General features: G+C 74.5%; 14 protein-coding genes. 11 read left to right on the top strand and 3 right to left on the bottom strand.

Going from position 1 to position 25,537, the window contains the following annotated elements; translation table 11 throughout:
* Nucleotides 1-38 precede the first annotated feature (38 nt).
* Complete coding sequence (locus tag PWG71_RS16340; RefSeq protein ID WP_274810592.1) at nucleotides 39-1,250, bottom strand: GTP-binding protein; 1,212 nt, start codon at nucleotides 1,248-1,250, stop codon at nucleotides 39-41.
* Nucleotides 1,251-1,254: 4 nt separating this feature from the next.
* Nucleotides 1,255-1,989 (bottom strand): class I SAM-dependent methyltransferase, encoded by a 735-nt coding sequence (locus PWG71_RS16335; protein WP_274810591.1) that lies wholly within the window; start codon nucleotides 1,987-1,989, stop codon nucleotides 1,255-1,257.
* Nucleotides 1,990-2,351: 362 nt separating this feature from the next.
* On the opposite strand from PWG71_RS16335, the gene PWG71_RS16330 reads away from it, so the two are divergent.
* From PWG71_RS16330 to PWG71_RS16320, 3 genes are read left to right on the top strand one after another with little or no spacing between them, the layout of a single operon-like run.
* Nucleotides 2,352-2,798, top strand: a complete 447-nt coding sequence (locus tag PWG71_RS16330) for a Fur family transcriptional regulator (RefSeq protein WP_274810590.1) — start codon at nucleotides 2,352-2,354, stop codon at nucleotides 2,796-2,798.
* Entirely contained in the window at nucleotides 2,785-3,564 is a 780-nt protein-coding gene (locus tag PWG71_RS16325; protein WP_274810589.1) for a 2,3-dihydro-2,3-dihydroxybenzoate dehydrogenase, read from the top strand. Before PWG71_RS16330 ends, PWG71_RS16325 begins: the two co-directional genes overlap by 14 nt.
* 42 nt (nucleotides 3,565-3,606) lie before the next feature.
* The gene (locus tag PWG71_RS16320; protein WP_274810588.1) at nucleotides 3,607-4,251 is read left to right on the top strand and encodes an isochorismatase family protein; all 645 of its coding nucleotides are present in this window, start codon (nucleotides 3,607-3,609) and stop codon (nucleotides 4,249-4,251) included.
* A gap of 42 nt (nucleotides 4,252-4,293) precedes the next feature.
* Here PWG71_RS16320 and PWG71_RS16315 read toward each other — a convergent pair whose 3' ends face one another.
* On the bottom strand, nucleotides 4,294-5,901 hold the full coding sequence (locus PWG71_RS16315; protein ID WP_274810587.1) for a (2,3-dihydroxybenzoyl)adenylate synthase: 1,608 nt from the start codon (nucleotides 5,899-5,901) through the stop codon (nucleotides 4,294-4,296).
* 187 nt (nucleotides 5,902-6,088) lie between these two features.
* On the opposite strand from PWG71_RS16315, the gene PWG71_RS16310 reads away from it, so the two are divergent.
* The 8 genes from PWG71_RS16310 to PWG71_RS16275 all read left to right on the top strand — a co-directional run bounded on the left by PWG71_RS16310 (nucleotide 6,089) and on the right by PWG71_RS16275 (nucleotide 25,522).
* A complete protein-coding gene (locus PWG71_RS16310; RefSeq protein WP_274810586.1) occupies nucleotides 6,089-12,619 on the top strand; it encodes a non-ribosomal peptide synthetase in 6,531 nt (2,176 codons plus the stop codon).
* Nucleotides 12,620-12,693: 74 nt separating this feature from the next.
* Nucleotides 12,694-18,186, top strand: coding sequence for a non-ribosomal peptide synthetase (locus PWG71_RS16305; protein WP_274810585.1), 5,493 nt, complete (start codon nucleotides 12,694-12,696; stop codon nucleotides 18,184-18,186).
* Nucleotides 18,183-19,313 (top strand): saccharopine dehydrogenase NADP-binding domain-containing protein, encoded by a 1,131-nt coding sequence (locus tag PWG71_RS16300; protein WP_274810584.1) that lies wholly within the window; start codon nucleotides 18,183-18,185, stop codon nucleotides 19,311-19,313. The genes PWG71_RS16305 and PWG71_RS16300 overlap by 4 nt, the downstream gene beginning before the upstream one ends.
* Nucleotides 19,310-20,422, top strand: coding sequence for a Gfo/Idh/MocA family oxidoreductase (locus PWG71_RS16295; RefSeq protein ID WP_274810583.1), 1,113 nt, complete (start codon nucleotides 19,310-19,312; stop codon nucleotides 20,420-20,422). The genes PWG71_RS16300 and PWG71_RS16295 overlap by 4 nt, the downstream gene beginning before the upstream one ends.
* Nucleotides 20,419-21,204 carry a thioesterase II family protein gene (locus PWG71_RS16290; protein ID WP_274810582.1) on the top strand — a complete coding sequence of 262 codons (786 nt, stop codon included), beginning with the start codon at nucleotides 20,419-20,421 and terminating at the stop codon, nucleotides 21,202-21,204. The genes PWG71_RS16295 and PWG71_RS16290 overlap by 4 nt, the downstream gene beginning before the upstream one ends.
* A 27-nt stretch (nucleotides 21,205-21,231) precedes the next feature.
* Nucleotides 21,232-21,966: a class I SAM-dependent methyltransferase gene (locus PWG71_RS16285; protein ID WP_274810581.1), complete on the top strand. Its 735-nt coding sequence runs from the start codon at nucleotides 21,232-21,234 to the stop codon at nucleotides 21,964-21,966.
* A complete protein-coding gene (locus PWG71_RS16280; RefSeq protein ID WP_446725037.1) occupies nucleotides 21,963-23,780 on the top strand; it encodes an ABC transporter ATP-binding protein in 1,818 nt (605 codons plus the stop codon). The genes PWG71_RS16285 and PWG71_RS16280 overlap by 4 nt, the downstream gene beginning before the upstream one ends.
* A complete protein-coding gene (locus tag PWG71_RS16275) occupies nucleotides 23,777-25,522 on the top strand; it encodes an ABC transporter ATP-binding protein (RefSeq protein WP_274810580.1) in 1,746 nt (581 codons plus the stop codon). The genes PWG71_RS16280 and PWG71_RS16275 overlap by 4 nt, the downstream gene beginning before the upstream one ends.
* Nucleotides 25,523-25,537: the final 15 nt, after the last annotated feature.

Here is a 25,537-nt window from a genome sequence, read left to right as displayed (position 1 = left end):
GCCGGTCGGGGCGGGCGGCGGGGCCGGTGGCGCGACGGTCAGGCGTGCTGGTGGTGGGCGTGCAGGCCGTGGACGTCCCAGACGGGGAAGGGGTCGGGGAGCCCCTGCCACGGCGAGGCGAGTTCGTCATCGGTGAGCAGGCAGAGGCGCAGGGCCTCCTCCAGTTCCGCGCGCCGGAGGGCGGTGCCGATGAACACCAGTTCCTGGTGGGGTTCCACCGGTTCGGTGTCCACCAGGTCCTCGGGCTCGTATCCGAGGGTGGGCCCGTCGGCGGGGTCCCACACACCGGCCGGTTCGAAACGGGCCACGGGGCCCGCCTGCGACCACAGGCCGGTGGTCCGGCTGCGGGTGGCCAGCCAGAAGAAGCCCTTGGCGCGCAGGACGGTGCCGTACCGTCCGTCCTCGAAGCCGGAGGAGACCAGGTCCCACAGGCGGCCGGGGTGGAAGGGGCGGTCGGCCCGGAAGACCAGGCTGGAGATCCCGTACTCCTCGGTCTCGGGGACGTGGTCGCCGTTGAGTTCGGCCACCCACCCCGGGGCGCGGGAGGCGCGTTCGAGGTCGAACAGGTCCGCCCCGATCAGCTCGGCGGGGTCCACGCGCCCGTGCGCGACGCGCAGGACGCGGGCCAGGGGGTTGAGGCGCCGCACGGCGGCCTCCACCCGGTCGGCCTCCTCGTCGCCGACCAGGTCGGTCTTGCTGATCAGGAGCAGGTCGGCGAACTCGACCTGGTCGACGAGCAGGTCGCTGATGGTGCGCTCGTCGTCCTCGTAGGCGTCCAGTCCGCGTTCGACCAGGTCGTCGCCCTTGTCGAGTTCGGTGAGGAAGTTCGCCGCGTCGACCACCGACACCATGGTGTCCAGGCGGGCCCCTTCCAGGAGGGGGGTCCCGTCCGGGCCGGGGACGGCGAAGGTGGCCGCGACGGGCATGGGCTCGGAGATGCCGCTGGACTCGATGAGCAGGTGGTCGAACCGGCCCTGCTCGGCGAGGCGGGAGACCTCTTCGAGCAGGTCGTCGCGCAGGGTGCAGCAGATGCAGCCGTTGGTCATCTCCACCAGGCGCTCGTCGGTCCGGGTCAGGTGCCCAGCGTCGCGGACCAGCGAGGCGTCGATGTTGATCTCGCTCATGTCGTTGACGATGACGGCGACGCGCAGGCCGTCGAGGTTGTTCAGGAGGTGGTTGAGCAGGGTGGTCTTCCCGGCGCCGAGGAAACCGGACAGCACGGTGACCGGTAGTTCGGTGAGTGCGCTCATGGGCTCAGGACTCCCGGAGGATCTTGTGGAGGCCGGCCTCGGCGGGGCCGTGGGGGACGACGGTCAGGCGGTGGGGCGCGGTCTCGGCGCGCAGGGAGTCCTCCGAGACGGTCCACCAGTCGTAGTGGACGTCGTCGGTGGAGATGACCCGGTCGCCCTCCCGGGTCTCGTAGGTCATGTGCCAGGAGAGGCGTTCGTCACCGGCGGGTTCGGCCGCGGCCCATCCGAGGTAGGTGCGGTCGCCGACGCGGATCTCGCTCATGGCCGCGCGTTCGACGTGCGCGGGTGCGGTGGGCGGGGGCAGGTTGACCAGGATGAACGCGCCCGGTGCCAGACGGGGGGCCAGGTCCTCCCAGAGGCGGTCGCGTTCGTGGGGGCTGAAGTGGCCGATGAGGTTGGCCATGATCATGCCGCCGATGCGCTCGGGCAGGCGGGCGGCGAGCAGGTCGTCGCCGTCGACGGTCACCCGGGGCCGCAGGTCCGGGTCGTCGGCGACGCGGGAGAGCAGGACCGCGATCAGGACGGGGGAGGGTTCGACGGCCAGGATCGGGGTGCCGGGCAGGGTGCGTGCGATGAGCCGGGTGCCGTGGCCGCCTCCGGCCCCGGCGTCGACGACGGGGCCCGCCGGTAGTTCGCGCAGGGCCTCGGCGACGGTCGCGCCGTGGTGCTCCCACCAGCCGGCGATCATGATGTCGAGGTACCGGCCGGAGCGCTGGTAGGGATCGTGGTACTCGGTCACGGGGCGCACCTCCTGGGGCTTCGGGGCCCGGGATCTGATAAGAATGATAATCGTTTTCGTACGGTAGCACCCCCGGCGACCCCCGGGTCCGGCCTCGCCCCCGGCGACCCTCCGGGGTCGTCGTTCCCTTGCGAAAATGAAAACGATTATCAATAATCTCCAGTGATCCCGGCGCCACCCGCCCCGCCGCACCGGGACACGTCCGACCCGCCCCCGGCCGCCGGGCCGCTTCCCGAGGAGTCACAGGTGGAGAAACCGACCGGATGCCCGCCCCCCGGCAGGCTGCCGTGATGGTGGCCGCCTCCGTCCCCGGCCGCGCTCCGGAGCCCCCGGGACCCGCGTCCGGGACGAGAGGCCGACACATGCGTGGAACCTCCAAGTACGACCGCGAGGTACTGAGCGCCCTGGAGTGCGACGAACGGTTCCGCAGCTGCCAGGAGATCCACTCCCGCTTGGCCGAGGCCCGCGGCGGCGGGAGCCGCCCGCCGAGTCTGTCGACCGTGTACCGGACCCTGCACCGGCTGGCCCGCCAGGGCGAGATCGACACCATCCACGCGGAGGACGGCGAGCGGCTCTACCGCCGCTGCGAGACCTCCCCTCACCATCACCTGCTCTGCCGGGTCTGCGGTCGGGTGGAGGAGATACCGCACGCCTGGGAACTGCGCCCCGTGCTCGACCGGGTCGGATACCAGAGCGGTTTCTCCGAACTGGGCTGCTCCCTGCAACTGTCGGGGGTGTGCCCCGACTGCGGTCGGTCCGTGCCGACCGGCGAGGACCCGGAGGAGCGGGGTGCCGATGCCGTCCTCTGAGGAGGAGACCGTCCTGGTGACCGGGGCCGCCGGCGGCATCGGATCCGCCGTCGTCCGGCGACTGGCCGAGGAGGGGTACCGGGTCGCGGCGGCGGACCTGGACGGCGCGGCCGCGACGGACCTGGCCCGGGGACTCTCGGCGCGGGGACACCGGGTCGGGGCCCACCGGGTCGACGTCGCGGACGAGGACGACGTCGAGGCGCTGGTCCGTGCCGTGGAGGAGGGTCCCGGGGAACTGCGGTCCGTCGTCAACGTCGCCGGGGTGCTGCGCTGGGGTCCGGCCACCGAATCCTCGTCCCGGGACTGGCGGCGGGTCTTCGACGTCAACGCCCTGGGGGTCTTCCACGTCTGCCGGGCCGCCGCCCGGCGGATGATCCCCCGGGGCGGCGGCTCCATCGTGACCGTCGGCTCGGACGCGGGCACGGTGCCCCGTGCCGGGATGTCCGCCTACGCGGCCTCCAAGGCGGCCGCCGCGCACTTCACCCGCTGCCTGGGCCTGGAACTGGCCCCCCACCGGATCCGGTGCAACATCGTCTCCCCCGGGGCGACCGACACCGAGATGAGCCGGGCCCGGTGGGGCGGCTCCGACCGGCTCCACCCCGCCATCGCCGGAGTGCCCGAGGAGTTCCGGGCGGGGATCCCCCTGGGACGCCTGGCGCGCCCGGAGGACGTCGCCGACGCCGTCGCCTTCCTGTGCTCCCCCCGCGCCGCCCACATCACCCTGCACGACCTGCGCGTGGACGGGGGAGCCGGACTCGGCTCCTGAACCGTCGCGGCGCCCGAACACGAGAGGACGTCGACGAACCCCATGGCCCTGCCCCTGATCCCCACCTATCCCATGCCCACCGAGTCCGACCTGCCGGAGAACCGCATGGAGTGGGCGGTCGACCCCGACCGCTGTGTCCTGTTGGTCCACGACATGCAGCGCTACTTCGTGAACGCCTTCCCCCCGGAACGGGAGCCCACGACGGACCTGCTGGTCAACATCGCCCTGCTCCGCGAGACCTGCGTCCAGGCGGGCGTCCCCCGGATCTTCACCGCCCAGCCCGGCGCGCAGGAGCCCCGCGACCGGGGACTGCTGCGGGACCTGTGGGGCGAGGGTCTGCGGGACGATCCCGAGCACACCGACATCGTGGCCCCCTTCGATCCCCGGGCGGGGGACCTGCGGGTCACCAAGTGGCGCTACAGCGCGTTCGCCCGGACCGACCTGGAGGCGCGGATCCGCGCCCTGGGCCGTGACCAGCTGATCGTCTGCGGTGTCTACGCCCACATCGGTGTGCTGATGACCGCCTGCGACGCCTTCATGCGGGACGTGGAGACGTTCGTGGTGGCCGACGCGGTCGCCGACTTCTCCGCGGCCGACCACACGATGGCCCTGTCCTACGCGGCGCGTCGGTGCGCGAGCGTGGTGACCACGAAGCGGGTGCTGGCGGCCCTCCCGGGCCGGGAGTGAGGCCCCGCGGGGCGGGCGGCCCGTGCCGCCCGCCCCGCCGGATCAGCGGCCCGTCTCCTCGCGCAGGCGCCTCTTGTCGACCTTGCCCACCCCGGTGAGGGGCAGGGCCGGCGCCGTGCGCACCTCGTCGGGGACCTTGAAGGGGGCGACGCCGCGCCGGAGCATCGCCGCCCGGATCTCCTCCCGGGAGGGGGCGGGCCCCTCGGCGACCAGGAACGCGACCGACCGCTCGCCCAGGTGGGGGTCGGGCATTCCGACCACCGCGGCCGCCCGCACCCCGGGCAGCGCCAGCAGGTGCTCCTCGACCTCGACCGCGGCGATCTTCTCCCCGGCCCGGTTGACCTGGTCCTTGACCCGTCCCACGACCACCAGGTCCCCGTCCGGGGTGCGGGTGACGAGGTCGCCGGTGCGGTAGAAGCCGTCCGGGGTGAAGCGCAGGGAGTCCGTTTCCCGGGCCCGGTAGTAGCCCCGCAGGGTGTACGGGCCGCGGGTGAGCAGCTCCCCGGGGGTGCCGGGCGGGACCGGGGCGTCGTCCTCGTCCACGATGAGGATCTCGTCGGCGGGGGAGAGCGGCCTGCCCTGGGTGGTGCACACGACCTCCTCGGGCGCGTCCAGGGGTGTGTAGTTGTTGAGCCCCTCGGCCATGCCGAACACCTGCTGGAGGGTGCAGCCCAGCTCCGGGCCGATCCGGCGGGCGGTGACCTCGTCCAGGCGGGAACCGCCGACCTGGAGCACCCGCAGGGAGGACGGTCGGTCGGGGGCCCGTCGGGCCTCGTCCAGCCAGGAGGGCACCAGCGCGGGCACCAGCGAGGTCAGGGTCACCCCCTCCTGTTCGATGAGGGCGAAGGCCGTGGTGGGGCTGGGGTCGGGGGACAGGACGACCGTGCCTCCGGCGCCCAGGACGCCCATGATCCCCGGCGAGACCATGGTGAAGTTGTGCGCCACCGGCAGGACGGCCAGGTAGACGGTGTCGGAGTCCACCGCGCACGCCTCGGCGGAGGCCCGCGCGTTGTAGCCGTAGTCGGCGTGGGTGCGCGGGATCAGTTTGGGGGTGCCCGTCGTCCCTCCCGACAACAGCAGCAGGGCGAGGTCCTCGGGCCGGGCGGCCTCCGGTCGGGGTGAGGCGTCCTGGGAGAGCAGCGAGTCCAGGGAGCGCGCGGGGGCGTCCCCGGGGTCGCCGGCCACCAGGACGTGGCGGACGTGGGGGAGGCGTTCGGCGATCCGGAGCGCCTCGGCCCGCGGGTCGGTGCGGCCGTGCCGGTCGGCCACGACGAGGGCGCACGCCTCGGCGGTGGCGGCCAGGGACTCCACTTCGGCCGGGCCCAGGGCGGGCAGGGCCAGCACGGGGACGGCGCCGATGCGCAGCAGGGCGAACAGGGTGAGGACGTACTCCTCCCGGTTGGGCAGGCGCACCAGGACGCGTTCACCGGCGCGGACGGGCAGCGCGGCCAGCCCGTGTGCGAGCCGGTCCACCCGGGAGTCCAGTTCGGCGTAGGTGAGACGGGTCGAGCGGGAGACGAGGGCGAGCCGGTCGCCCCGCCGGGCGGCCTGCTCGCGCAGGAGGCCGGACAGCGTCCGATCCTCCCGGAATCCCCGTTCGCGGTAGGAGCGGATCGCCTCCGCGGGGTGGCGAGGCCAGTCCTGTGTCATGTGATCTCCGTTGCCGTAGGGGTTTCGGGGCTCGACTCCGCAGAGCCGATGGTGCTACACATGGACATATCGACAATGAAAACGGTTTTCATTATTGTCGATCGTGTCGCAATCGACCATGGAGGGGTGGGGTTTCGTGTCACACCGTGTCGTGGAGGCCGGGGCCGGAGGGGTCGGGTCCGCGAGCGTGCGAGAGCGCGCGGCCGCGGTGCTCGCAACGGAGGACTTCTCCGACACCGACGATCTCTTCGAGTGCGGACTGGACTCCCTGGGCCTCATCCGGCTCGTCGGACGCTGGCGGGAGGAGGGACACGACGTCACCTTCGAGGACCTGGCCCTGAACCCGACCGTGACCGCCTGGACGGCCCTGCTGGAGCGCACGGCGCCGACCGCGCCGGTCTCGGCCGCCCCGACCTGGGAGCCCTCCCGGCCGGTGGAGGGCGAGCCCTTCCCCATGGCGACCATGCAGCACGCCTACCTCGTCGGACGCGGGGACGAGCAGCCCCTGGGCGGTGTGGCCGCGCACTTCTACACCGAGTTCGACGGCCGGGACGTGGACCGGGACGCGCTCGCGTCGGCCGTGGAGGTCGTCGTGGACCGCCACCCCATGCTCCGGGCCCGGTTCGACGGCGACGGCCGCCAGCGCGTCGCCCCCGCGGGAGAGGGGGCCCGCCTGAAGGTCCACGACCTGCGCTCGGCCGACCCTGAGGAGGTCGAACGCGCCCTGGACCGGCTCCGCGAGGAGAACACCCACCGGCGCATGGACGTCGCCGCCGGGGAGGTCCTGGAGGTGGCCCTGTCCCTGCTGCCGGACGGGCGCACCCGCCTGCACGTCGACCTGGACATGATCGTGGCCGACGCCCTCAGCCTGCGGGTGCTGCTCGACGACCTGTGCGCCGCCTACGAGGGGCGGGACCTGCCGCCGCTGGACTACGACTTCGCCGCGTACCTGGCCGACCGCGGGGCGCGCGACACAGGAGAGCGCGACCGGGCCCGGGTCTGGTGGCACGAGCGCCTGCGCGACCTGCCCCCGCCCCCCGAGCCCCCCACCGTCATCGACCCCGCCCGCCCCACCCCGGCGGGCTCCCCCCTGGCCCGGTCCACCCGGCTGCACCACCGCCTGACCCCCGAACGCGCCCGAGCCCTGGCCGACCGCGCGCGGGCCGCCGGGGTGACCCCGGCCTCGGCGCTGGCCACCGCGTTCGCGGAGGTGCTCGGCGCCTGGAGCGCCACCCCCTCCTTCACCCTCAACCTGCCCCTCTTCGACCGTGCGCCCCTGCACCCCCACGTCGACCGGGTGATCGGGGACTTCAGCGGCTCGGTGCTGCTCGGCGTCGACACCGGCGCCGTGACGTCCTTCACCGACCGGGCCCGCTCCCTCCAGGGGGACCTGCACGCCGCGGTCGACCACGGCGCCTACGGCGGTGTGGAGGTCCTGCGCGACCTGGCCCGACTCGACGGGGGCGCGATGACGCCCGCGCCCGTCGTCTACACCAGCGCCATCGGCCTGGGCCCGCTCTTCGGCGACACCGTCCAGCGCGCTTTCGGCGCGCCCTCCTGGATCATCTCCCAGGGCCCCCAGGTGCTGCTGGACGCCCAGGTCACCGAACTCGACGGCGGCCTGCTGCTCAACTGGGACCTGCGCGCGCACGCCTTCGCCCCGGGTACCGCCGAGGCCGCCTTCGCCGCCTACCGGGACCTCATCGACACCCTCATCGACGACGCCGAGGCCTGGAGCCGCCCCTTCCGCCCCCGGATCCCCGCCGCGATCGACGGCACCCGTGACCGGACGGCCGTGGACCTGCCCCTTCCCGCCCCCCGCACCCTCCACGGGCGCTTCTTCGAGCACGCCCGTTCCACACCCGGTGCCGTCGCCCTCGTCGGACCGGACGGGGCGGCCGTGACCTACGGCGACCTCGCCGACCGCGCCCTGCGCATCGCCGGAGCGATCGCCGACACCCTCCCCGACGGGGGGACCGTCGCCCTGCACCTGCCCCGGGGCGTCGACCAGGTCGCCGCACTGCTCGGCGTCCTGGCCGCGGGGTGCACCCACCTGCCCGTCGGCCGCCACCAGCCCCCCGCCCGGCGGCGCACGATCCTGGACCGGGGCGCCCCCGCGCTGCTGCTGTCGGACGACCCCGCCGTCCTGGCCGAGTCGGCCGTGCCCGCCCTGACCCCGGCCCAGGCCCTGGCGGGGACCCCGGCCGATCCCGCCGAGGTGTCCCCGGACGCGGTCGCCCACGTGCTGTTCACCTCCGGGTCGACCGGCACCCCCAAGGGGGTGGAGGTCCCCCACCGGGCCGCCGCCCACACCATCGACGTGCTCAACACCGTGCTGGGCACCGGCCCCGGGGACCGCACCCTGGCCCTCGCCGAGACCGACTTCGACATGTCGGTCTTCGACCTCTTCGCTCCCCTCTCCGTCGGCGGGGCCGCCGTCCTGGTGGGCTCCGACGTGCGCAGGGACGCCGAACGGTGGGTCGAGACGGCCGCCCGGTCGGGGGTCACCGTCCTCAACTGCGTGCCCACCCTGCTCGACATGCTCCTGACCGCCGTCGAGTCGGGCCTGGCGTCCGCCCCGGCGCTGCGGGCGGTCCTGCTCGGCGGCGACCGGGTGGGCGTCGACCTGCCCGCGCGGCTGCGGGCCTTCGCCCCCGCGTGTCGTTTCCTCGCCCTGGGCGGGATGACCGAGGCCGCCATCCACTCCACCCTGCTGGAGGTGGACGAGGTCGACCCCTCCTGGAACCACGTCCCGTGGGGCCGACCCCTGCCCGGCGTGCGGTGCCGGGTCGTGGACCCCCAGGGGCGGGACCGCCCCGACCTGGTCCCCGGCGAACTGTGGGTGGGCGGGGCGGGTCTGGCCCTGGGCTACCGGGGAGCCCCCGCCACCACCGCCGACCGGTTCGTGCACGTCGACGGCCGACGCTGGTACCGGACCGGGGACGGCGCCCGCCACCTGCCCGACGGCTCCCTGGAGTTCCTCGGACGCCTCGACCACCAGGTCAAGGTCAACGGGGTGCGGATCGAGACCGGCGAGGTCGAGGCCGCCCTGACCGCCCACCCCGGCGTCGCGTCGGCGGCCGCCCTGGCCCTCACCGACCCCGCCCCCCTCCTGGCCGCCGCCGTGGTCCCCGCTCCCGGCGCCCCCGCCGACGGACTCCCCGAGGCGCTCGCCGGACACCTGCGCGCACTGCTGCCCGAGAACATGGTCCCCACGACCGTGGCGGTGCTGCCCGAGATCCCGCTCACCCCCAACGGCAAACCCGACCGCCGGGCGCTCGCCGCACTGCTGGCGAGGCACGCCGCCGGCACCCCCAGCGAGGACGCTCCGCTCCGGGGCGAACGCGAACACGAGGTGGCGCGGATCTGGTCGGAGCTGCTGGGGACACCGGACATCGGCCGCACGTCCTCCTTCTTCGCCCTGGGCGGGGACTCCCTGCTGGCCACCCGCCTGGTGGCCGCCCTGCGCGCCCGCGGCTACGCCCGGGTGGGCGTCGCCGACCTGTTCGTCGCCCCCGTCCTCGCCGACTTCGCCGCCGCCCTGCCCGAGAGGGGGCACGGCGTCGCCGGGCACGTCATCGGCCACGACCCCGCCACCCGGTACGAGCCCTTCCCCCCGACCGGCGTCCAACGCGCCTACCTCACCGGCCGCGACCCCGAGTTCACCCTGGGCGGGGTGGGCACCTACCACTACACCGAGTTCGACGGCTCCGACGTGGACCTGGAGCGGCTGGAACGGGCGCTGAACCGGCTCGTGGTCCGGCACGACATGCTCCGCGCGGTCTTCGACGACAACGGCGACCAGCGGGTCCTGCCCGAAGTCCCCGGGGTCCGCGTCCCCGTCGTCGACGCCGACCCCGCCGACCCCCGGCCGGCGCTCGAAGCGCTGCGCGCCTCCCTGTCCCACCGGGTGCTCGACCCCGCCCGCTGGCCGCTGTTCGACATCCGGGCCGTCCGCTACACCGAGGAGGGCGTCGCGCGCGTCCGCCTGGGCGTGGGCCTGGACTACCTGGTGCTGGACGCGCTCAGCATCATGACCTTCTACACCGAACTCGACCTGCTGTACCGCGAGCCGGACGCACCGCTGCCGCCGGTGGAGGTGACCTTCCGGGACTACCTCACCCAGGTGCGGGACGACCCGGAACGGGAGGCAAGGGCCCTGGAGTACTGGCGGGACCGCGTGCGCGACCTCCCGCCCGCCCCCGCCCTACCACTGGCGCGGGACCCGGCCGAGGTCCGCGCACCGCGCTTCACCCGACGCGCCGACCACCTCACCCCCGGCGAGTGGACGGCCCTGACCGGCCTGGCCCGGTCCTCGGGGATCACCCCCTCGACCCTGCTCCTGGCCTGCTACGGCGAGGTGCTCGGCGCCTGGAGCGGACAGACCCGCCTCAGCCTCACCCTCACCCTGTTCAACCGCCACGACGCGCACCCGCACATCGACCGGGTCCTGGGCGACTTCACGTCCCTGTCCCTGACCTCCTACGAGCGCGCACCGGGACAGGGCCCGCTGGAGGCCGCCCGCGCCCTCCAGCGCCGACTGGGCGACGACCTCGATCACCGCGAGATCTCCGCCGAACGGGTCCTGCGCGAACTGACCCGACGCGACGGCACGGCCCAGGCCGGTGTCCCGGTGGTCTTCACCGGCTCCCTCGGCGTGGGCGACGGGGTGTCCCTGGACCTGTCCCCGGAGTTCCCCGCGCGCGTCTGGGGACTGTCCCAGTCGCCCCAGGTCCACCTGGACAACCAGGTCCTCGAACGCGAGGGCGGGCTGGACGTGTACTGGGACGCGGTCGAGGAGCTCTTCCGCCCCGGTGTCCTGGACGTCATGTTCGGCGCCTACCTGGACCTGTTGCGCGGCCTGGCCCGCGAAGGGGTCCGGGGGTGGGCCGGACAGGTGGCCGACCCGCTGCCCCGGGAGCAGTCCCGGGTCCGCGCGTCCATGAACGACACCGACGCCCCCCGGCCCTCGGGAACACTGCACGACGCCGTCTTCGCCGGCGCCCCGGGGCGGGCCGACACACCCGCGCTCATCACCGCCGAGGGCGTGCTCACCCACGGCGGACTCGCCGAACGGGCCCTGAGGATCGCCGGCGGACTGGTCGGACACGGGGTGGGGCCCGGCGACACCGTCGGCGTCCACCTGCCCAAGGGCGCCGACCAGATCTGCGCCGTCCTGGGGATCCTGGCGGCGGGCGCCGCCTACGTGCCCATCGGCACGGGGCAGCCGGTCCTGCGGCGCGCGCGCATCCACGAGGCCGCGGGCACCGTCGTGACGATCGGCCGGGACGAGGCCGCCCCCCGATCCCTGGAGGTGGCCGAACTCCTCGGATCGGACCCCTTGGCCGCCCCCGTGCCGGTCGCCCCGGAACGGACCGCCTACGTGGTGTTCACCTCAGGTTCCACCGGAGAGCCCAAGGGCGTGGAGATCTCCCACGGCGCGGCCCTGAACACCGTCGTCGACATCGACGACCGCTACCGGATCGGTCCCCGCGACCGCGTCCTGGCCCTGTCCGCCCTCGACTTCGACCTGTCGGTCCACGACGTCTTCGGCCTGCTCCGCGTGGGCGGGGCGCTCGTGGTCCCCGAGGAGGAGGAGCGCCGGGACGCCCGGCGGTGGTTGGAGCTGTGCGTGGAGCACCGGGTGACGGTGTGGAACACCGTGCCCGCGCTGCTGGACATGCTGCTGGCCGAGGCGGAGGCCGAGGACGCCGAACCGCCGCGCTCCCTGCGCCTGGCCCTGGTCTCCGGCGACTGGGTGGGCACCGACCTGTCCAAACGGCTGCGCGCCGTCACCGGCGGACGCACCCACCTGGTCGCCCTGGGCGGCGCCACGGAGGCGTCCATCTGGTCCAACGCCTTCGACGGGGGACACGCGCCCCGGGGATGGCCCTCGGTCCCCTACGGCACCCCGCTGCGCAATCAGCGGTACCGCGTCGTGGACCCCCACGGCCGGGACTGTCCCGACTGGGTGCCGGGCGAGCTGTGGATCGGCGGTGCCGGAGTGGCCCGCGGGTACCGGGGCGACCCCGAGCGCACCGCGGCCAGGTTCGTCACCGTCGACGGCCGCAGGTGGTACCGCACCGGTGACCTGGGACGGTACCGCCCCGAGGGCCTGCTGGAGTTCCTCGGCCGCACCGACCGGCAGGTCAAGGTCGGTGGACACCGGCTCGAACTCGGCGAGGTCGAGGCCGCGCTCGAAGACCACCCGGCCGTGCGCCGGGCGGCGGTGGTGGCGGTGGGGGAGCGGATCTCCCGGAGGCTGACCGCCTTCGTGGTCGTCGAGGGCCGCACACCCTCTCTCGACGACCTCACCGCACACCTCGTCCGACGGGTTCCCGCCCACGCGGTGCCCGGATCCCTCCACCTGATGGAGGCCGTCCCGCTGACCTCCAACGGCAAGGTCGACACGGCCGCCCTGGAGGCGCTGGCCCGCGCGAGGGCGGACACCGGGGGCACACCCCCCGCCGACGAGGTGGAGGAGCGCGTCGCCCGGATCTGGGAGCGGGTGCTCGAAGCGCCGGTGACCGACCGCGAGGCCAACTTCTTCGCCCTGGGCGGCAGCAGTCTCCTGGCCATCCGCATGATCACCGCCCTGCGCCGGGAGGTGGGCGAGGGGGTGTCCACCCGGGCGTTCCTCGCCGTGCCCACCCTCGCCGCGCTCGCCGACCAGGTCCGCGCCGCCACACCCAGGGACGTGCGCACCGGCGTCATCTGAACCCCGCCCCGCCACCCCCCTTCCCGTACCCCGACCGGTCCGCCACCACCACGGACCCCGCGAGGAGAACCATCGTGCAGTCCACCCCGGCCACCCCCGACGACCTGACCTCCCTGCTCGACGCGCTCAGAGCCGACGGTGTGCACCTGTGGGCCGAGGACGGGCGCATCCACTTCCGCGCCCCCTCCGGCACCCTCACCGACGCACAGCGCGCGACACTGCGCGATCACCGGGACCGGGTCCTGGCCCTGCTGGAGCGGGAGTCCGATGCCCCGGCCCTCGTCCCCGACCCGGCCGCCCGCCACGAGCCCTTCCCCCTGACCGACGTCCAGGGCGCCTACCTGGTCGGCCGGGGCTCGGCCTACGACCACGGCGGGGTGGCCTGCCACGCCTACGCCGAGATGGAGTTCGACGACCTCGACCCCGCACGGCTGCGCACCGCGTGGAACGCCCTGGTGGACCGGCACGACATGCTGCGCGCCGTGGTCTCCCCCGAGGGGCACCAGGTGGTCCTGCCCAAGGCGCCGGGGGAGTCCCTGACCGTCACCGAGGTGGGGGACGCCGACCCCCGACCGCACGCAGAGCGGGCCCGGGAGCGGCTGCGCGACCTGGTGCCCGACCCCTCCACCTGGCCGCTGGTGCGCCTGCACCTCACCCGCGGGGCGGACCTGGCGGTCCTGCACCTGTCCGTCGACCTGCTCGTCGCCGACTACACGAGCGTGCGCCTGCTCCTGGAGGAGCTGCGCCACCTGTACGAGGACCCCGACCACGCGCTCCCCTCCCTGGAGGTGACCTTCCGCGACTACGTACTGGCGCACCGGGCGCTGCGGGACGGCTCCCGCCGGCACCGGGACCGCGCCTACTGGACGGAGCGCCTCGACGAACTGCCCCCGGCCCCCGAACTCCCCCTGGCCGAACACGCCGCCGACTCCTCGGCGCGCTTCACCCGCCTGTCCGCCGGCCTGGACGCCGCCGAGTGGACGGCGCTGTGCGATCGCGCGGCGGCACGGGGCCTGACCCCCTCCACCGTCGCCCTGGCCGCCTACGCCGAGGTGATCGCCCTGTGGTCGCGCCGACCCGACTTCACCCTCAACCTCCCGGTGTCCCAGCGCCTGCCGCTCCACCCGGAGGTGGGCGGGGTCGTCGGTGACTTCACCGCGCTGACCCTGCTGGCGGTGCACGCCGACGACGGGACCACCTTCGCCGAGCGCGCCGCCACCCGTCAGGCCCGCCTCATCGAGGACATGGACCACTGCCTGTACTCGGGCAACGAGGTGCTGGCCGAGCTGTCCCGGCGCCGTGACGAGACGGCGGTGCTGATGCCCGTGGTCTTCACCGGCGCGCTGGGCGCGGACGACGCCCCCGCCCCCGAGGCCTGGGTCGCCCGCGAGGTCCACGGACTCTCCCAGACCCCCCAGGTGTGGGTGGACTGCCAGGTCTCCCTCAACGGCGACGCCCCGGCCCTGCGCTGGGACGTGCGCGAAGGCGTCCTGCCCGAGGGGGTCGCCGCCGACGCCTTCCGGGCCTACCATGACCTGCTGCGCCGCCTGGCGGCCTCCGACGCCGCCTGGGACGCGGCGGACCCGGTCCCGCTCCCCGCCGAGCAGCTCTTCGTGCGCGCCCGGGTCAACTCCACGGAGGGCCCGCTGCCCGACGCCCTGCTCCACGAGAGCGCCCTCGCCCGGGCACTGGAGTCCCCGGCCGCGCCGGCCGTCCTCACCGTGGACGGCGCGCTCACCCGCGGGGAACTGTGGGGCCGTGTCACCGGGGTCGCCGACCGGCTGCGCGCGGCCGGCGCCGTCCCGGGCGACCACGTGGCCATCGTCATGGACAAGGGCGTCGAGCAGGTGGTCGCCGCCTACGCCGCCCTGCTGGTCGGCGCGGTCTACATTCCGGTGGACACCACCCAGCCGGCCGCCCGCCGCCGCTCCATCCTGGGTGACGCCGGTGTGCGGCACGTGCTCACCCAGTCCTGGCTCGCCGAGATCGGCGACTGGGACGAGGACACCGTCGTCATCGAGGTGGACACCGCGCCCGCGGGCACGGTCCCCGCCGACCTCCCCCCGCGCCCCGTCTCCCCGGACGACCCCGCCTACGTCATCTACACCTCCGGTTCCACCGGGACGCCCAAGGGCGTGGTCATCACCCACCGCGCCGCCCTCAACACCATCGACGACGTCGACCTGCGCTTCTCGGTGGGCGAGGCGGACCGGATCCTGGGCCTGGCGGCCCTCGGGTTCGACCTGTCCGTCTACGACCTGTTCGGCCCCCTGGGCCGGGGCGGCGCGCTGGTGCTCCCCGACGCCGCACGCCGAGGCGACCCCTCCCACTGGGCCGAGCTGATCCACGATCACGGGGTCACCCTCTGGAACTCCGTGCCCGCCCAGATGGGCATGCTCGCCGACTACCTGGCCACCGCCCCCGGGATGGCCCCCTCGACGCTGCGGGTGGCCCTGCTGTCCGGGGACTGGATCCCGCTGACCCTGCCCGAGCGGGTGCGCGCCCACATGCCGACCCTGGCACTGTACGGCTTCGGCGGGGCGACCGAGGGCTCGATCTGGTCCATCCACCACCGCATCGACGAGGTCGACCCCACCTGGCCGAGCATCCCCTACGGCCGCCCCCTCACCAACCAGACCTTCCACGTGCTCGACGGGGCGATGCGCGACCGGCCCGACTGGGTCGCCGGAGAGCTGTACATCGGCGGCGCGGGCGTGGCGAGCGGCTACCTGGGCGACGAGGCGCGCACCGCGGAACGCTTCGTCACCCGGCCCGGCACCGGGGAGCGGCTCTACCGCACCGGCGACCTGGGACGTTACCGGCCCGGCGGCGACATCGAATTCCTCGGCCGCGAGGACGACCAGGTCAAGATCCGCGGGCACCGGGTCGAACCGGCCGAGATCGAGGCCGCGGTCCTGGCCCACCCGGCCGTGGCCGCCGCCGCGATCCTGGCGCCGGGCGGTCGACAGGACCGCCGCCTGGCCGGGTTCGTGGAGACGGCCGTCCACCGGCTCGGCCGCCACGCCACCGTGGAGGAGCCTGTCACGGGCGCGGCCCGCACCGCCGTGGACGAGGCCGTGGCCGGCCTGGACCGTGACGACCTGGACGCCTTCCTGCGGTCGATGCGCTCCACCGCGCTGGACGCCATCACCCTCACCCTGATCGGGGCCGGGCTGTTCCGGGGCGCTTCCCACACCGAGGCCGAGGTCATCGCGGCCCTGGCCGCGGACCGGCGCCACCACCGGCTCGTCCGCCGCTGGATCACGGCGCTGACGGACGCGGGCCGGCTCACCCGGGACGGGGAGAGGCTGCACGGCCTCACCGAGGTCACCCCGGACGGATATCGGAAGGCCTGGGACGAACTGGCCGGACTGGAGGCCCGGGTCGACTACGGCACCGAGGTCCTGGACTACATGCGCACCTGCGCCGAGCGGCTGCCCGAACTCCTGCGCGGCGACCTCGACGTGCGTTCCCTCCTCTTCCCCGGGGCCGCGCTGGACACCGCGGGGGCCGCCTACCGCGACAACCTCGCCATCCGCCACCTCAACGCCTCCGCGGCCGCCTCCCTGGCCGAGATCGCCCGTCGGCGCGGCGGGGGCGAACCCCTGCGGGTCCTGGAGATCGGCGCGGGGGTGGGCGGCACCACCGAGGCCGCCGTCCACGCCCTGGCCGGTCACCGTGTCGACTACCGGTTCACCGACCTGTCGCCGTTCTTCCTCACCGAGGCCCGGGAGAGGTTCGCCGACTTCCCCTGGGTGTCCTTCGGCCTCTACGACCTGGACCGGGACCCCCGCGACCAGGGACAGGCCCCCAACTCCTTCGACGTCATCGTCGCCGCGAACGTCCTGCACAACGCCATCGACGTCGACGCGGCCCTGGCCCGCCTCAGGGAACTGCTCGTTCCCGGCGGCCACCTGCTCTTCATCGAGACCACCATCGAGCACGACCCCGCGCTGCTGGTCTCCATGGAGTTCATGGAGGGCCTCGACGGCGGCCACCGCGACGACCGGACCGAGGCCGACCAGACCTTCCTCACCCGCGAACAGTGGGACGCCGCCCTGGCGAGGGCGGGGGCCGTGCCGGCTCTGGTCCTGCCCGAGGCCGACGACCCGCTGTCCCGGACCGGTCAGACCCTGTACCTGACCCGGCTGAAGACGGACCGGGTACCGGTCGGCGCCGAAGAGCTGATCCGGCACACCGCGGCCCGCCTCCCCGAGTACATGGTCCCCGCCCAGTGGCGGATCCTGGACGCGCTGCCGCTGACCGGCAACGGCAAGGTCGACCGCGCCGCCCTGGCCCGCGACCTGCCCGGCGAGGAGGACGCGCCCGCGGTCGAGTCCCTGTCCGCCGCACCCGCCGACGACCTGGAACGCGCCCTGGCCGACCTGTGGGCCGAACTCCTGGAGCGCGCCCGGGTCGGACGCGACGACGACTTCTTCGACATGGGCGGCGACTCCCTCCTGGTCGCCCGCATGGTGGGTCGGCTCGGCGAGGTCCTGCCCGGAACCGGGGAGGACATCGAGTGGGAGGTCGTGCTCCGCCACATGCTGCGCACGCCGACCGTCGCCGGGCTCGCCTCCTACCTGCGCGACCTGTCCGGCCAGGTGGGGGCCGCGCGGGACGGGGTGAGCGACCCGTACGTGCCGCTCAACGGCCCCGGCGCGGGGACGGTCACCGCCCTCGTGCACGCCGGTACCGGCACGCTCATCCCCTACCGCGCGCTCATCACCGAGATCCGGCGGCGCTCGGCGGGACGGGGCACCCTCGTGGGCCTGGAGCTGCCCGACGTGGCGGCCTTCCTGGAGGCCGACCCGGCCACGGTCATCAAGCGCTGGGCCGCCGACTACGCCACCGCGCTGCTGGACCGCGGCGGCGACCGCTTCCACGTCGTGGGCTACTGCCTGGGCGGACTCATCGCCACCGAGGTCGCCCGCAGCCTCACCGAGGCGGGCGCCGAGGTCGCCTCCCTCACCGCCATCAGCACGCACCGCCCGCCCTTCCGGCTGGACGACGAGCTGATCTCGGAGTACGCCTTCGCCGTCATGATGGGCATCGACCCGGTCTCGGTCGGCTTCCCCGCCGACGAGAACCGGGTGTCGGCCGCCTCCGACCTCCTCCTGGACGCCACCCCCGGCCTGCTGCCGGACGGGGCGATCGGCCGGCTGGAAGGGGAGTACGCCGATGTGGCGGCCTGCTTCCGCGCCCTGGCGGAGGTCCCGCGCGAGGCCCGTGTGGCGCGCATGTGCGCGGCCGTGCCGCCCTCGGCGGGCACCTACGAGCCCGAGGCCCTGGACGAGATGTTCCGCATCTTCCGCCAGAGCGTGTTCTCCATCTCCCGCTACGAGCCCGAGCCCTACGCGGGTGACATCACCTTCCTGCGGCACGGCGGCGCCTACCCCTTCCCCGGGAACAAGGAGAGCGTCACCTCCTACTGGGAGCGGCTCGTCCTGGGAGACCTGAGGATCGTGGACGTTCCGGGCGACCACTTCAGCATGCTCTCGGTGCCCTACGCGCCCGGTCTCCTCAAGCACCTGGACGAGATCACCGGTGGGGACGTGATCCGGTGAACGGGGATCTCCCCCTGATCGGGGTGGTGGGGGCATCGGGCGCGGTCGGCGCCCCCGCCGCCCGGTTCCTGCACGCCCTGGGCCACAGCCGCCTGCGACTGGGCGGGCGCCGCCCCGACCCCCTCGCGGCCCTGGCCGAGGAGCTGGGGGCACGGGCGCGGGTCGTCGACGCCGACTCCCCCGACTCGCTGGCCGCCTTCTGCGCGGGCTGCGACGTGGTGCTCAACTGCGCGGGGCCCTCCTACGCCCTGGTGGACCGGGTCGCCGTGGCGGCCCTGGCCGCCGGCGCCGACTACGTGGACGTCACCGGCGACGAGCCGGTGCGCGCCGCGCTGACCGGCACCCCCGCGCTGGAGGGCCGGGTGGCGGTGGTGTCGGCCGGGCTGCTGCCGGGCCTGTCGGCGCTGCTGCCCCGCATGGTGGCGGCCAGGGACGGCCTGACCCGGTTGCGCGCCCACGCCGGTGGCCTGGAGCGGTGCACCGAGGCGGCGGCGGGCGACCTGCTGCTGTCCCTGCCCGGCGCGGCCGACGAGGCGGCCGTGTTCGGCACCCCGCTGGCCGCCTGGCACCGGGGGCGGTTGGCGCCGCGGGCCCTGCGCGTCGCCGACGCCGTGCAGGTACCGCACTTCTCCGCCCCCGGGTTCGTCCAGCCCTTCCTGACCGGGGAGGCCCACCGGCTCGCCGCCGACCTGGGTCTGACCGAGCTGGAGTGGTACAACGTCCACCTCGGCGAGCGGTCGCGGGCGCTGCTGTCCTCGATGGCCGGCCGCCCCGTGGCCGACCTGCCCGGCGCGGTCGCCGCGCTGCGCCGGGCAGCCGACCTGGACCTGGCCGGGCGGGACCCCCACTACCTCCTCGTCATGGACCTGGCCGACGGCCGGGGAGGGGAGCGCACCCTCGTGCTGCGCACCTCCGACGGTTATCGCACCACCGGGCACGTGGGCGCCTGGACGGCCCTGGAGGTGGCCGCCGGGCGGGTGCCCTCCGGGGTGCACCACGCGGCCGACGTCCTGGATCCGGAACGGGCCGTGGCGGAGCTGTTCGCCCACCCGGGGACCGGCTCCCTGCGGGAGTACGAGAACACGGCCCGCCACGGCGCCCCGGGCGTCGAGGAGGGTGTCCTGTGAACGGGCGTCCGCTGCGCACCATCGTCTGCGGGACCGGGTTCGGCCGCTTCTACACGCGGGCCCTGGAACTGCTGCCCGAGGACTTCGAGCCGGTCGGCGTCCTGGCCCGGGGCGGGGGGTTCTCCCGCGAGCACGCCCGCCGACACGGGCTGCCCCTGTACACCTCCGTCGCGGAGCTGCCCGAGGACGTGGACGCGGCCTGCGTGGTCGTGGGCTCGGCCGTCTCGGGTGGGCCCGGCGCGGAGATAGCCCGGGACCTGCTCGCCCGGGGCGTCCACGTCATCCAGGAGCACCCCGTCCACCACGACGAACTGGCGGTCCTGCTGCGGGCGGCGCGCGCGTCGGGGACGGTCTACCACCTCAACCCCTTCTACCGGCACGTCGAACCGGTGCGGCGTTTCCTGGACACGGCCCGGGAGGTGCGGCGCAAGGGCAGGGTGCTGTCCGTCGACGCGACCTCGGCCGTGCAGGTGCTGTACCCGCTTCTCGACGTGCTGGGCAGGGCACTGGGAGGGGTGCGCCCGTGGGCGCTCACCGAACCGCTGCCGGGGGACGCCGAGGTGGCGCACCTGGCCGCGACGGCCCAGCCCTACCGGGTCCTCCAGGCGACGGTGGCCGGGGTGCCGGTGACCCTGCGGGTGCAGAACCAGTTGGACCCCTCCGACGGTGACAACCACGCCCTGCTGTGGCACCGGTTGTCCCTGGTGGGGGAGGGCGGCGTGCTGGCGCTGGCCGACACCCACGGTCCGGTCCTGTGGCATCCCCGGCTGTACGCCCCCCGGGACGCCCACGGCCGACTGCGGTCGACCGGCCCGGGGACCGAGCACCTCGACGAACCGGCCACCACCGTGCTGGAGGGCACCCTGCCGCCCTCCCACCGGGAGATCTTCGCCCGTGTGTGGCCCGAGGCCCTGGCCCGGGCGCTGCGCGACTTCGCCGCCGACGTGCGCGCGGGCACCGATCCGCTGCCGCGCGGCCAGTTCGACCTGTCCGTGTGCCGCCTGTGGCACGACGTCACCGGTCGGCTCGGCAGGCCCGAGATCATCCGACCCGAACGGCCCGACCCCTGGGGGATCGCCGATCTCCACGAGACGACGGGAAAGTCATGAAGGACACCGTGCTCAGCCCCTGGCTGCGCCGCTACCGCACCCGGCCCGGAGCGGGTGCGCGCCTGGTCTGCCTGCCCCACGCCGGGGGAGGCGCGGGCGCCTTCCGATCATGGGCGTCCCTGCTGCCCGCCGGGGTGGAGTTGCTCTGCGTCCAGTACCCCGGCCGTGAGGACCGCTTCGGCGAGCCCCTGGTGGACGACATGGGCGAGGTCGTGTCCCGGCTGGCCGGCGAACTCGCGCCCTGGCTGGACCGCCCCTACGCCCTGTTCGGGCACAGCATGGGCTCGGCGGTCGCCTACGAGCTGGGCAGGGCCCTGCGGGACGGCGGCGCCCCCGGGCCCGAACGCCTCTTCGCCTCGGGTCGCAGGGCCCCGGCCGACGCCCCTCCCGGTCGGGTCCACCTGGCCGACGACGACGCGATCGCGTCCGAGCTGCTCCGGTTGGGCGGCACCGAGGAGGAGGTGCTGGCCGACCCGGGCCTGCGGGAGGCCGTCCTGGAGCTGGTCCGCAACGACTACCGGCTCATCGAGCGCTACCGCCCCTTCCCGGGGCCGCCGCTGGACTGCCCGGTGAGCGTCTTCCTCGGGGACACCGACCCCGAGGTCGACGCGGACAACGCCCGGAAGTGGGCGCAGACCACGACCGGCCGCGTCGACGTCCAGGTGTTCCCGGGAGACCACTTCTACCTGGCGCCCCGCAGGGAGGACGTCATCGCCGCGCTCCTGCGCCGCCTGGACCCGGCGTTGCTCGCGGCCTCCTCGCCGTGGCCCAGCACGCCCTGACCCTCCTCACGGACCTTGGAGCACACCATGTCGGCCATCGACTACTACTCCCCGGCCGCCGAGTTCTTCGACCTCGTCGGCCATCGTCACCTGGTCTCCAGCGCCCCGGCCCTGCGCGCCGCGCTGACCGGCCTGGACACCGCGCACGGTCCCGTCCTGGACATCGGGGCGGGGACGGGACTGGTGACCTCGACCATCGCCGAGATCCTGCCGTCGGCGCGGATCCTGTCGGCCGAGCCCTCGCCGGTGATGCGCGCCGTCCTCACCAGCCGGGTCTTCTCCGACCCCGCCCTGCGCGAACGCGTCACCGTCCTCCCCGAACCGGCCCAGGAGCTGCCCCTGCCCGACTCGCTGTCGGCGGTGGTGATCTTCGGTGTGGCGGGCCACATCCCCCGGTCCGAGCGGGTCGCACTGTGGAGACGCCTCGCCGACCGGCTGCCCCCGGGCGGCCCCATCGTGGTGGAGCTGATGGGGGTGGAGACCCCGCGCTCCATCCCGTTCGTGCGCATGTGCCGTGAGCGCGTGGGCGAGCAGGTCTACGAGTGGTGGATCTCCGGCGAGCCCGCCGGAGAGGGCGTCATGCGCTGGCGCACCGAGTGGCGGGTCCTGCGCGACGGGGAGCGGGTCCGCACCGTCACCGACGAGTACGACTGGGAGACCTTCGGCGTCGACCGCCTCGCCGAGGAGTCCGGACTGACCGTCAAACGCCTCGTCCAGGCCGGACGCGAGGCCACACCGGAGATCGGGGTGCTGGTCAAGTGACGGAGCGGACCACGGTCGCCACCGCGCGGCCCCGGGACGCGGACACCGTCCCGCAGGAGCGCGCGCCCTCACCGCTGTCGGTGCTCCTGGAGCCCGTCAGGGGCCGGATCGCCGTCGCCGCCGTCCTGCAAGGGGCGGCCGGCGCGCTCGGCCTCGTCCCCCTCATCTGTGTCGTCGAGATCGCCGGCGTACTCCTGGGCCCCGGCCCGGTCGACTCCGGACGCCTGTGGGTCCTGGTCGGCCTCGCCCTGGCCGGCGCCGTCGCGGCCCTGGCCGCCGGCGCCGCCTCGACCCTGATCGGGCACCTGGCCGACAACGACATGCAGCTCTCGATCCGCCGATCGCTGGCCGCGCACCTGTCCCGGGTCCCCCTGGGCTGGTTCTCCGGCAAGGGGTCGGGCCGGGTCAAGAAGGCCCTGCACGACGACATCGCCGAGGTGCACTCCCTGATCGCGCACACCCTGCCCGACCTGGCCGCGGTGGTGAGCGTCCCGGTGGTCGCCCTCGTCTACCTGGCGATCGTCGACTGGCGGCTCGCCCTGGTGGCGGTGGCCCTGGTCGCGGCCGGGATCGTGCTGTTCGCCCGGGCCATGGCCGGGGGGATGGCCAAGATGGCCGAGGCCTCGCGCGCGATGAACGACATCAACGCCTCCGCCGTGGAGTTCGTCGACGGCATCCAGGTGGTCAAGCACTTCGGCGGCCACCGCAGGGCGCACCGGCGCTTCCTGGACGCGGCCGACGCCTACTCCGACTTCTTCTCCTCCTGGTCCCGCGCCACCACCCCGGTGACGGTCGCCTCGTTCCTGCTGCTGTCGGCGCCGATGGTGACCGTGGGGGTGGTCGTCACCGGTGTCGCCTTCGCGGCGGCGGGCTGGAGCGACCCGGTCTCCGTGGTGGCCTTCGCCCTGATCGCCCCGGCGCTGTGCGCGCCCATGAACGTCATCGGCTCCCGGGTCCAGCAGATCCAGGGGGCGGGGGCCGCGGCCGGACGGGTCGCCGCACTGCTGTCCGTCCCCCGGCTGCCGGAGGGCTCCGAAGGGGAGCCCGACGACGCCCGCGTCGTCTTCGAGGGGGTGCGCTTCGCCTACCCCGCCGACGGCGACGGAGAGGCGGAGGAGGTGCTGCGCGGCGTCGACCTGGTCCTGGAACCGGGGACGGTCACGGCGCTCGTCGGTCCCTCCGGGGCCGGCAAGACCACCCTGGCCACCCTGCCCGCCCGCTTCCACGACCCCACCGCGGGGGCGGTCTCCATCGGCGGGGTCGACCTGCGGGAGCTGTCGACCGAGGCGCTGTACCGCACCGTCGGCTTCGTCTTCCAGGACGTGCGCCTGCTGCGCGAGTCGGTGGCCGACAACATCGCGCTCGGGCGGCCCGACGCGACCCGCGCCGACATCGAGGCCGCCGCCGGCGCGGCCCGGATCCACGAGCGGATCACCCGGCTGCCGCGCGGCTACGACACGGTCGTGGGGGAGGAGGTCGACCTCTCGGGCGGTGAGGCCCAGCGCCTGTCCATCGCCAGGGCGATCCTCGCCGACCCGCCCGTGCTGATCCTGGACGAGGCCACCGCCTCGGTGGACCCGGTCGCCGAGGCCGACATCCAGGACGCGCTCAGCGGGCTCGCCCGGGGGCGCACCGTCCTGGTCATCGCCCACCGGCTCGCCACCGTCACCGGCGCCGACCGCATCGCCGTCATGGAGGACGGCCGTGTCGTGGAGTCGGGCACCCACGAGGAACTCCTCGCCTCGCGAGGACGCTACGCGGACCTGTGGCGGGCCCGCCGCGACCACCGCGCCGGACAGGGGGAAGAAGAATGATCCGCGAACTCCTCAGGGCCATGGGGCCCCGATACGCCCGCCCGATGGCGATGAGCCTGGCGCTCACCTCCTTCGTCTCCGCGTTCCAGGGGGTGCTGTTCGCCCTGCTGGTCCCGGTCCTGTCGAGGTTCCTGGGACCCGAACCGGAGACGGCCCGCCCCTGGGTCCTCGCCCTGGTCGCCGCAACCGTCCTGTACGCGGTGCTGCGGTCGGCGAGCCTCCACCTCAACTTCCGGGTCGGCGGCTCCATCTCGCGCGCCCTGCACCACCGGATCGGCGACCACGTCGTGCGCCTGCCCCTGGGCTGGTTCACCGGGGCCCGGCTCGGTGAGCTCAACCGGATCGTCACCGACGGCGTCTCCCGGACCACCAGCCTGCCCGTGCACACCTACCCGCCGCTGGCGGACGCCGTCCTCACCCCCGTGGTGGCGGTGGCGGCCCTGTTCCTCTTCGACTGGCGGATCGCACTGGCCTGCGCGGCCTGCCTGATCGTCCTGTGGATGGTGTTCACCCTGTCCAACGAGGCCGTGGCGCGCGGCGACGCCGCCCGCGACGCGGTGGCCGACCAGGCCGCCGACCGGGTGCTGGAGTACGCCCGCTCCCAGGCGGTGCTCCGCGCCTTCGGGCGGGCGGAGCGCGGGCGCACGGGCCTGGACCGGTCACTGGTCGCCGAACACGGCGCGGTCCGGTCGATGCTCTTGAAGGCGATCCCGGCCCTGGTCGCCTACTCCTTCACGGTCCGACTGGCCCTCACCCTGATCCTGGTCTGCGCGCTCTACCTCACCGTGGGCGGCACCCTGGACGGGGCGACGGCCGTGGCCCTGCTCGTCCTGGTCGTCAGGTTCGTCCACCCCCTGTCCGGGGCGGCCGAGAGCGGGGCGGCCCTGCGCATGGCCGTCAACGGCCTGGCGCGGATCAACGCCGTCCTGGACGCGCCGGTCCTGCCCGAGCCGTCCGCCCCCGTGCCGCCCCGGGACGCCTCGGTGGAGTTCGACGACGTCCGCTTCTCCTACGCCCCGGACGCGGACCCGGTCCTGGACGGGGTCTCCTTCCGGGCCGAGCCGGGCACCCTGACGGCCCTCGTCGGCCCCTCCGGGGCGGGCAAGACCACCGTGTCGCGCCTGCTGGCCCGCTTCCACGACGTGGACGGGGGAGCGGTGCGGATCGGCGGGGTCGACGTCCGCGAGATCGGCGGAGAGGAACTGTCCCGGCACGTGGCCATCGTCTTCCAGGACGTGTACCTGTTCGACGCCACCATCGCCGACAACCTCCGCATCGCCGACCCCGACGCCACCACGGAGGACCTGGACCGGGTCGCCGCCCGCTCGGGTCTGGACCGGGTCGTCGCCGAACTCCCCGACGGGTGGGACACCCGGGTGGGAGAGGGCGGTGCCTCCCTGTCCGGCGGCCAGCGGCAACGGGTGTCGATCGCCCGGGCCCTGCTCAAGGACGCGCCGATCGTCGTCCTGGACGAGGCGTCCGCGGCGTTGGACGCCGAGAACGAGGCGCTGCTCACCGAGACCGCGGTCGACCTGGCCCGGGAGCGGACCGTGCTGGTCATCGCCCACCGGCCCGCCACCGTGGCCGCCGCCGACCGGATCGTCTTCCTCGACGGCGGCCGCGTCGCCGAGCAGGGCGCCCCCGCCGAACTCCTCGCCGCGAACGGCCGCCACGCGGCCTACGTCCGGGCCCGGGAACGGGCGCTGGGGTGGCGGCTGACCGCCGACCCCGTCCGTCCCTGACCCCCGACCACCATC

Origin of the sequence: Nocardiopsis sp. N85, from assembly GCF_028882275.1 — a bacterium.
Classification (GTDB): Bacteria; Actinomycetota; Actinomycetes; order Streptosporangiales; family Streptosporangiaceae; genus Nocardiopsis; species Nocardiopsis lambiniae.
This window is presented reverse-complemented; position numbering and strand designations above follow the sequence as displayed.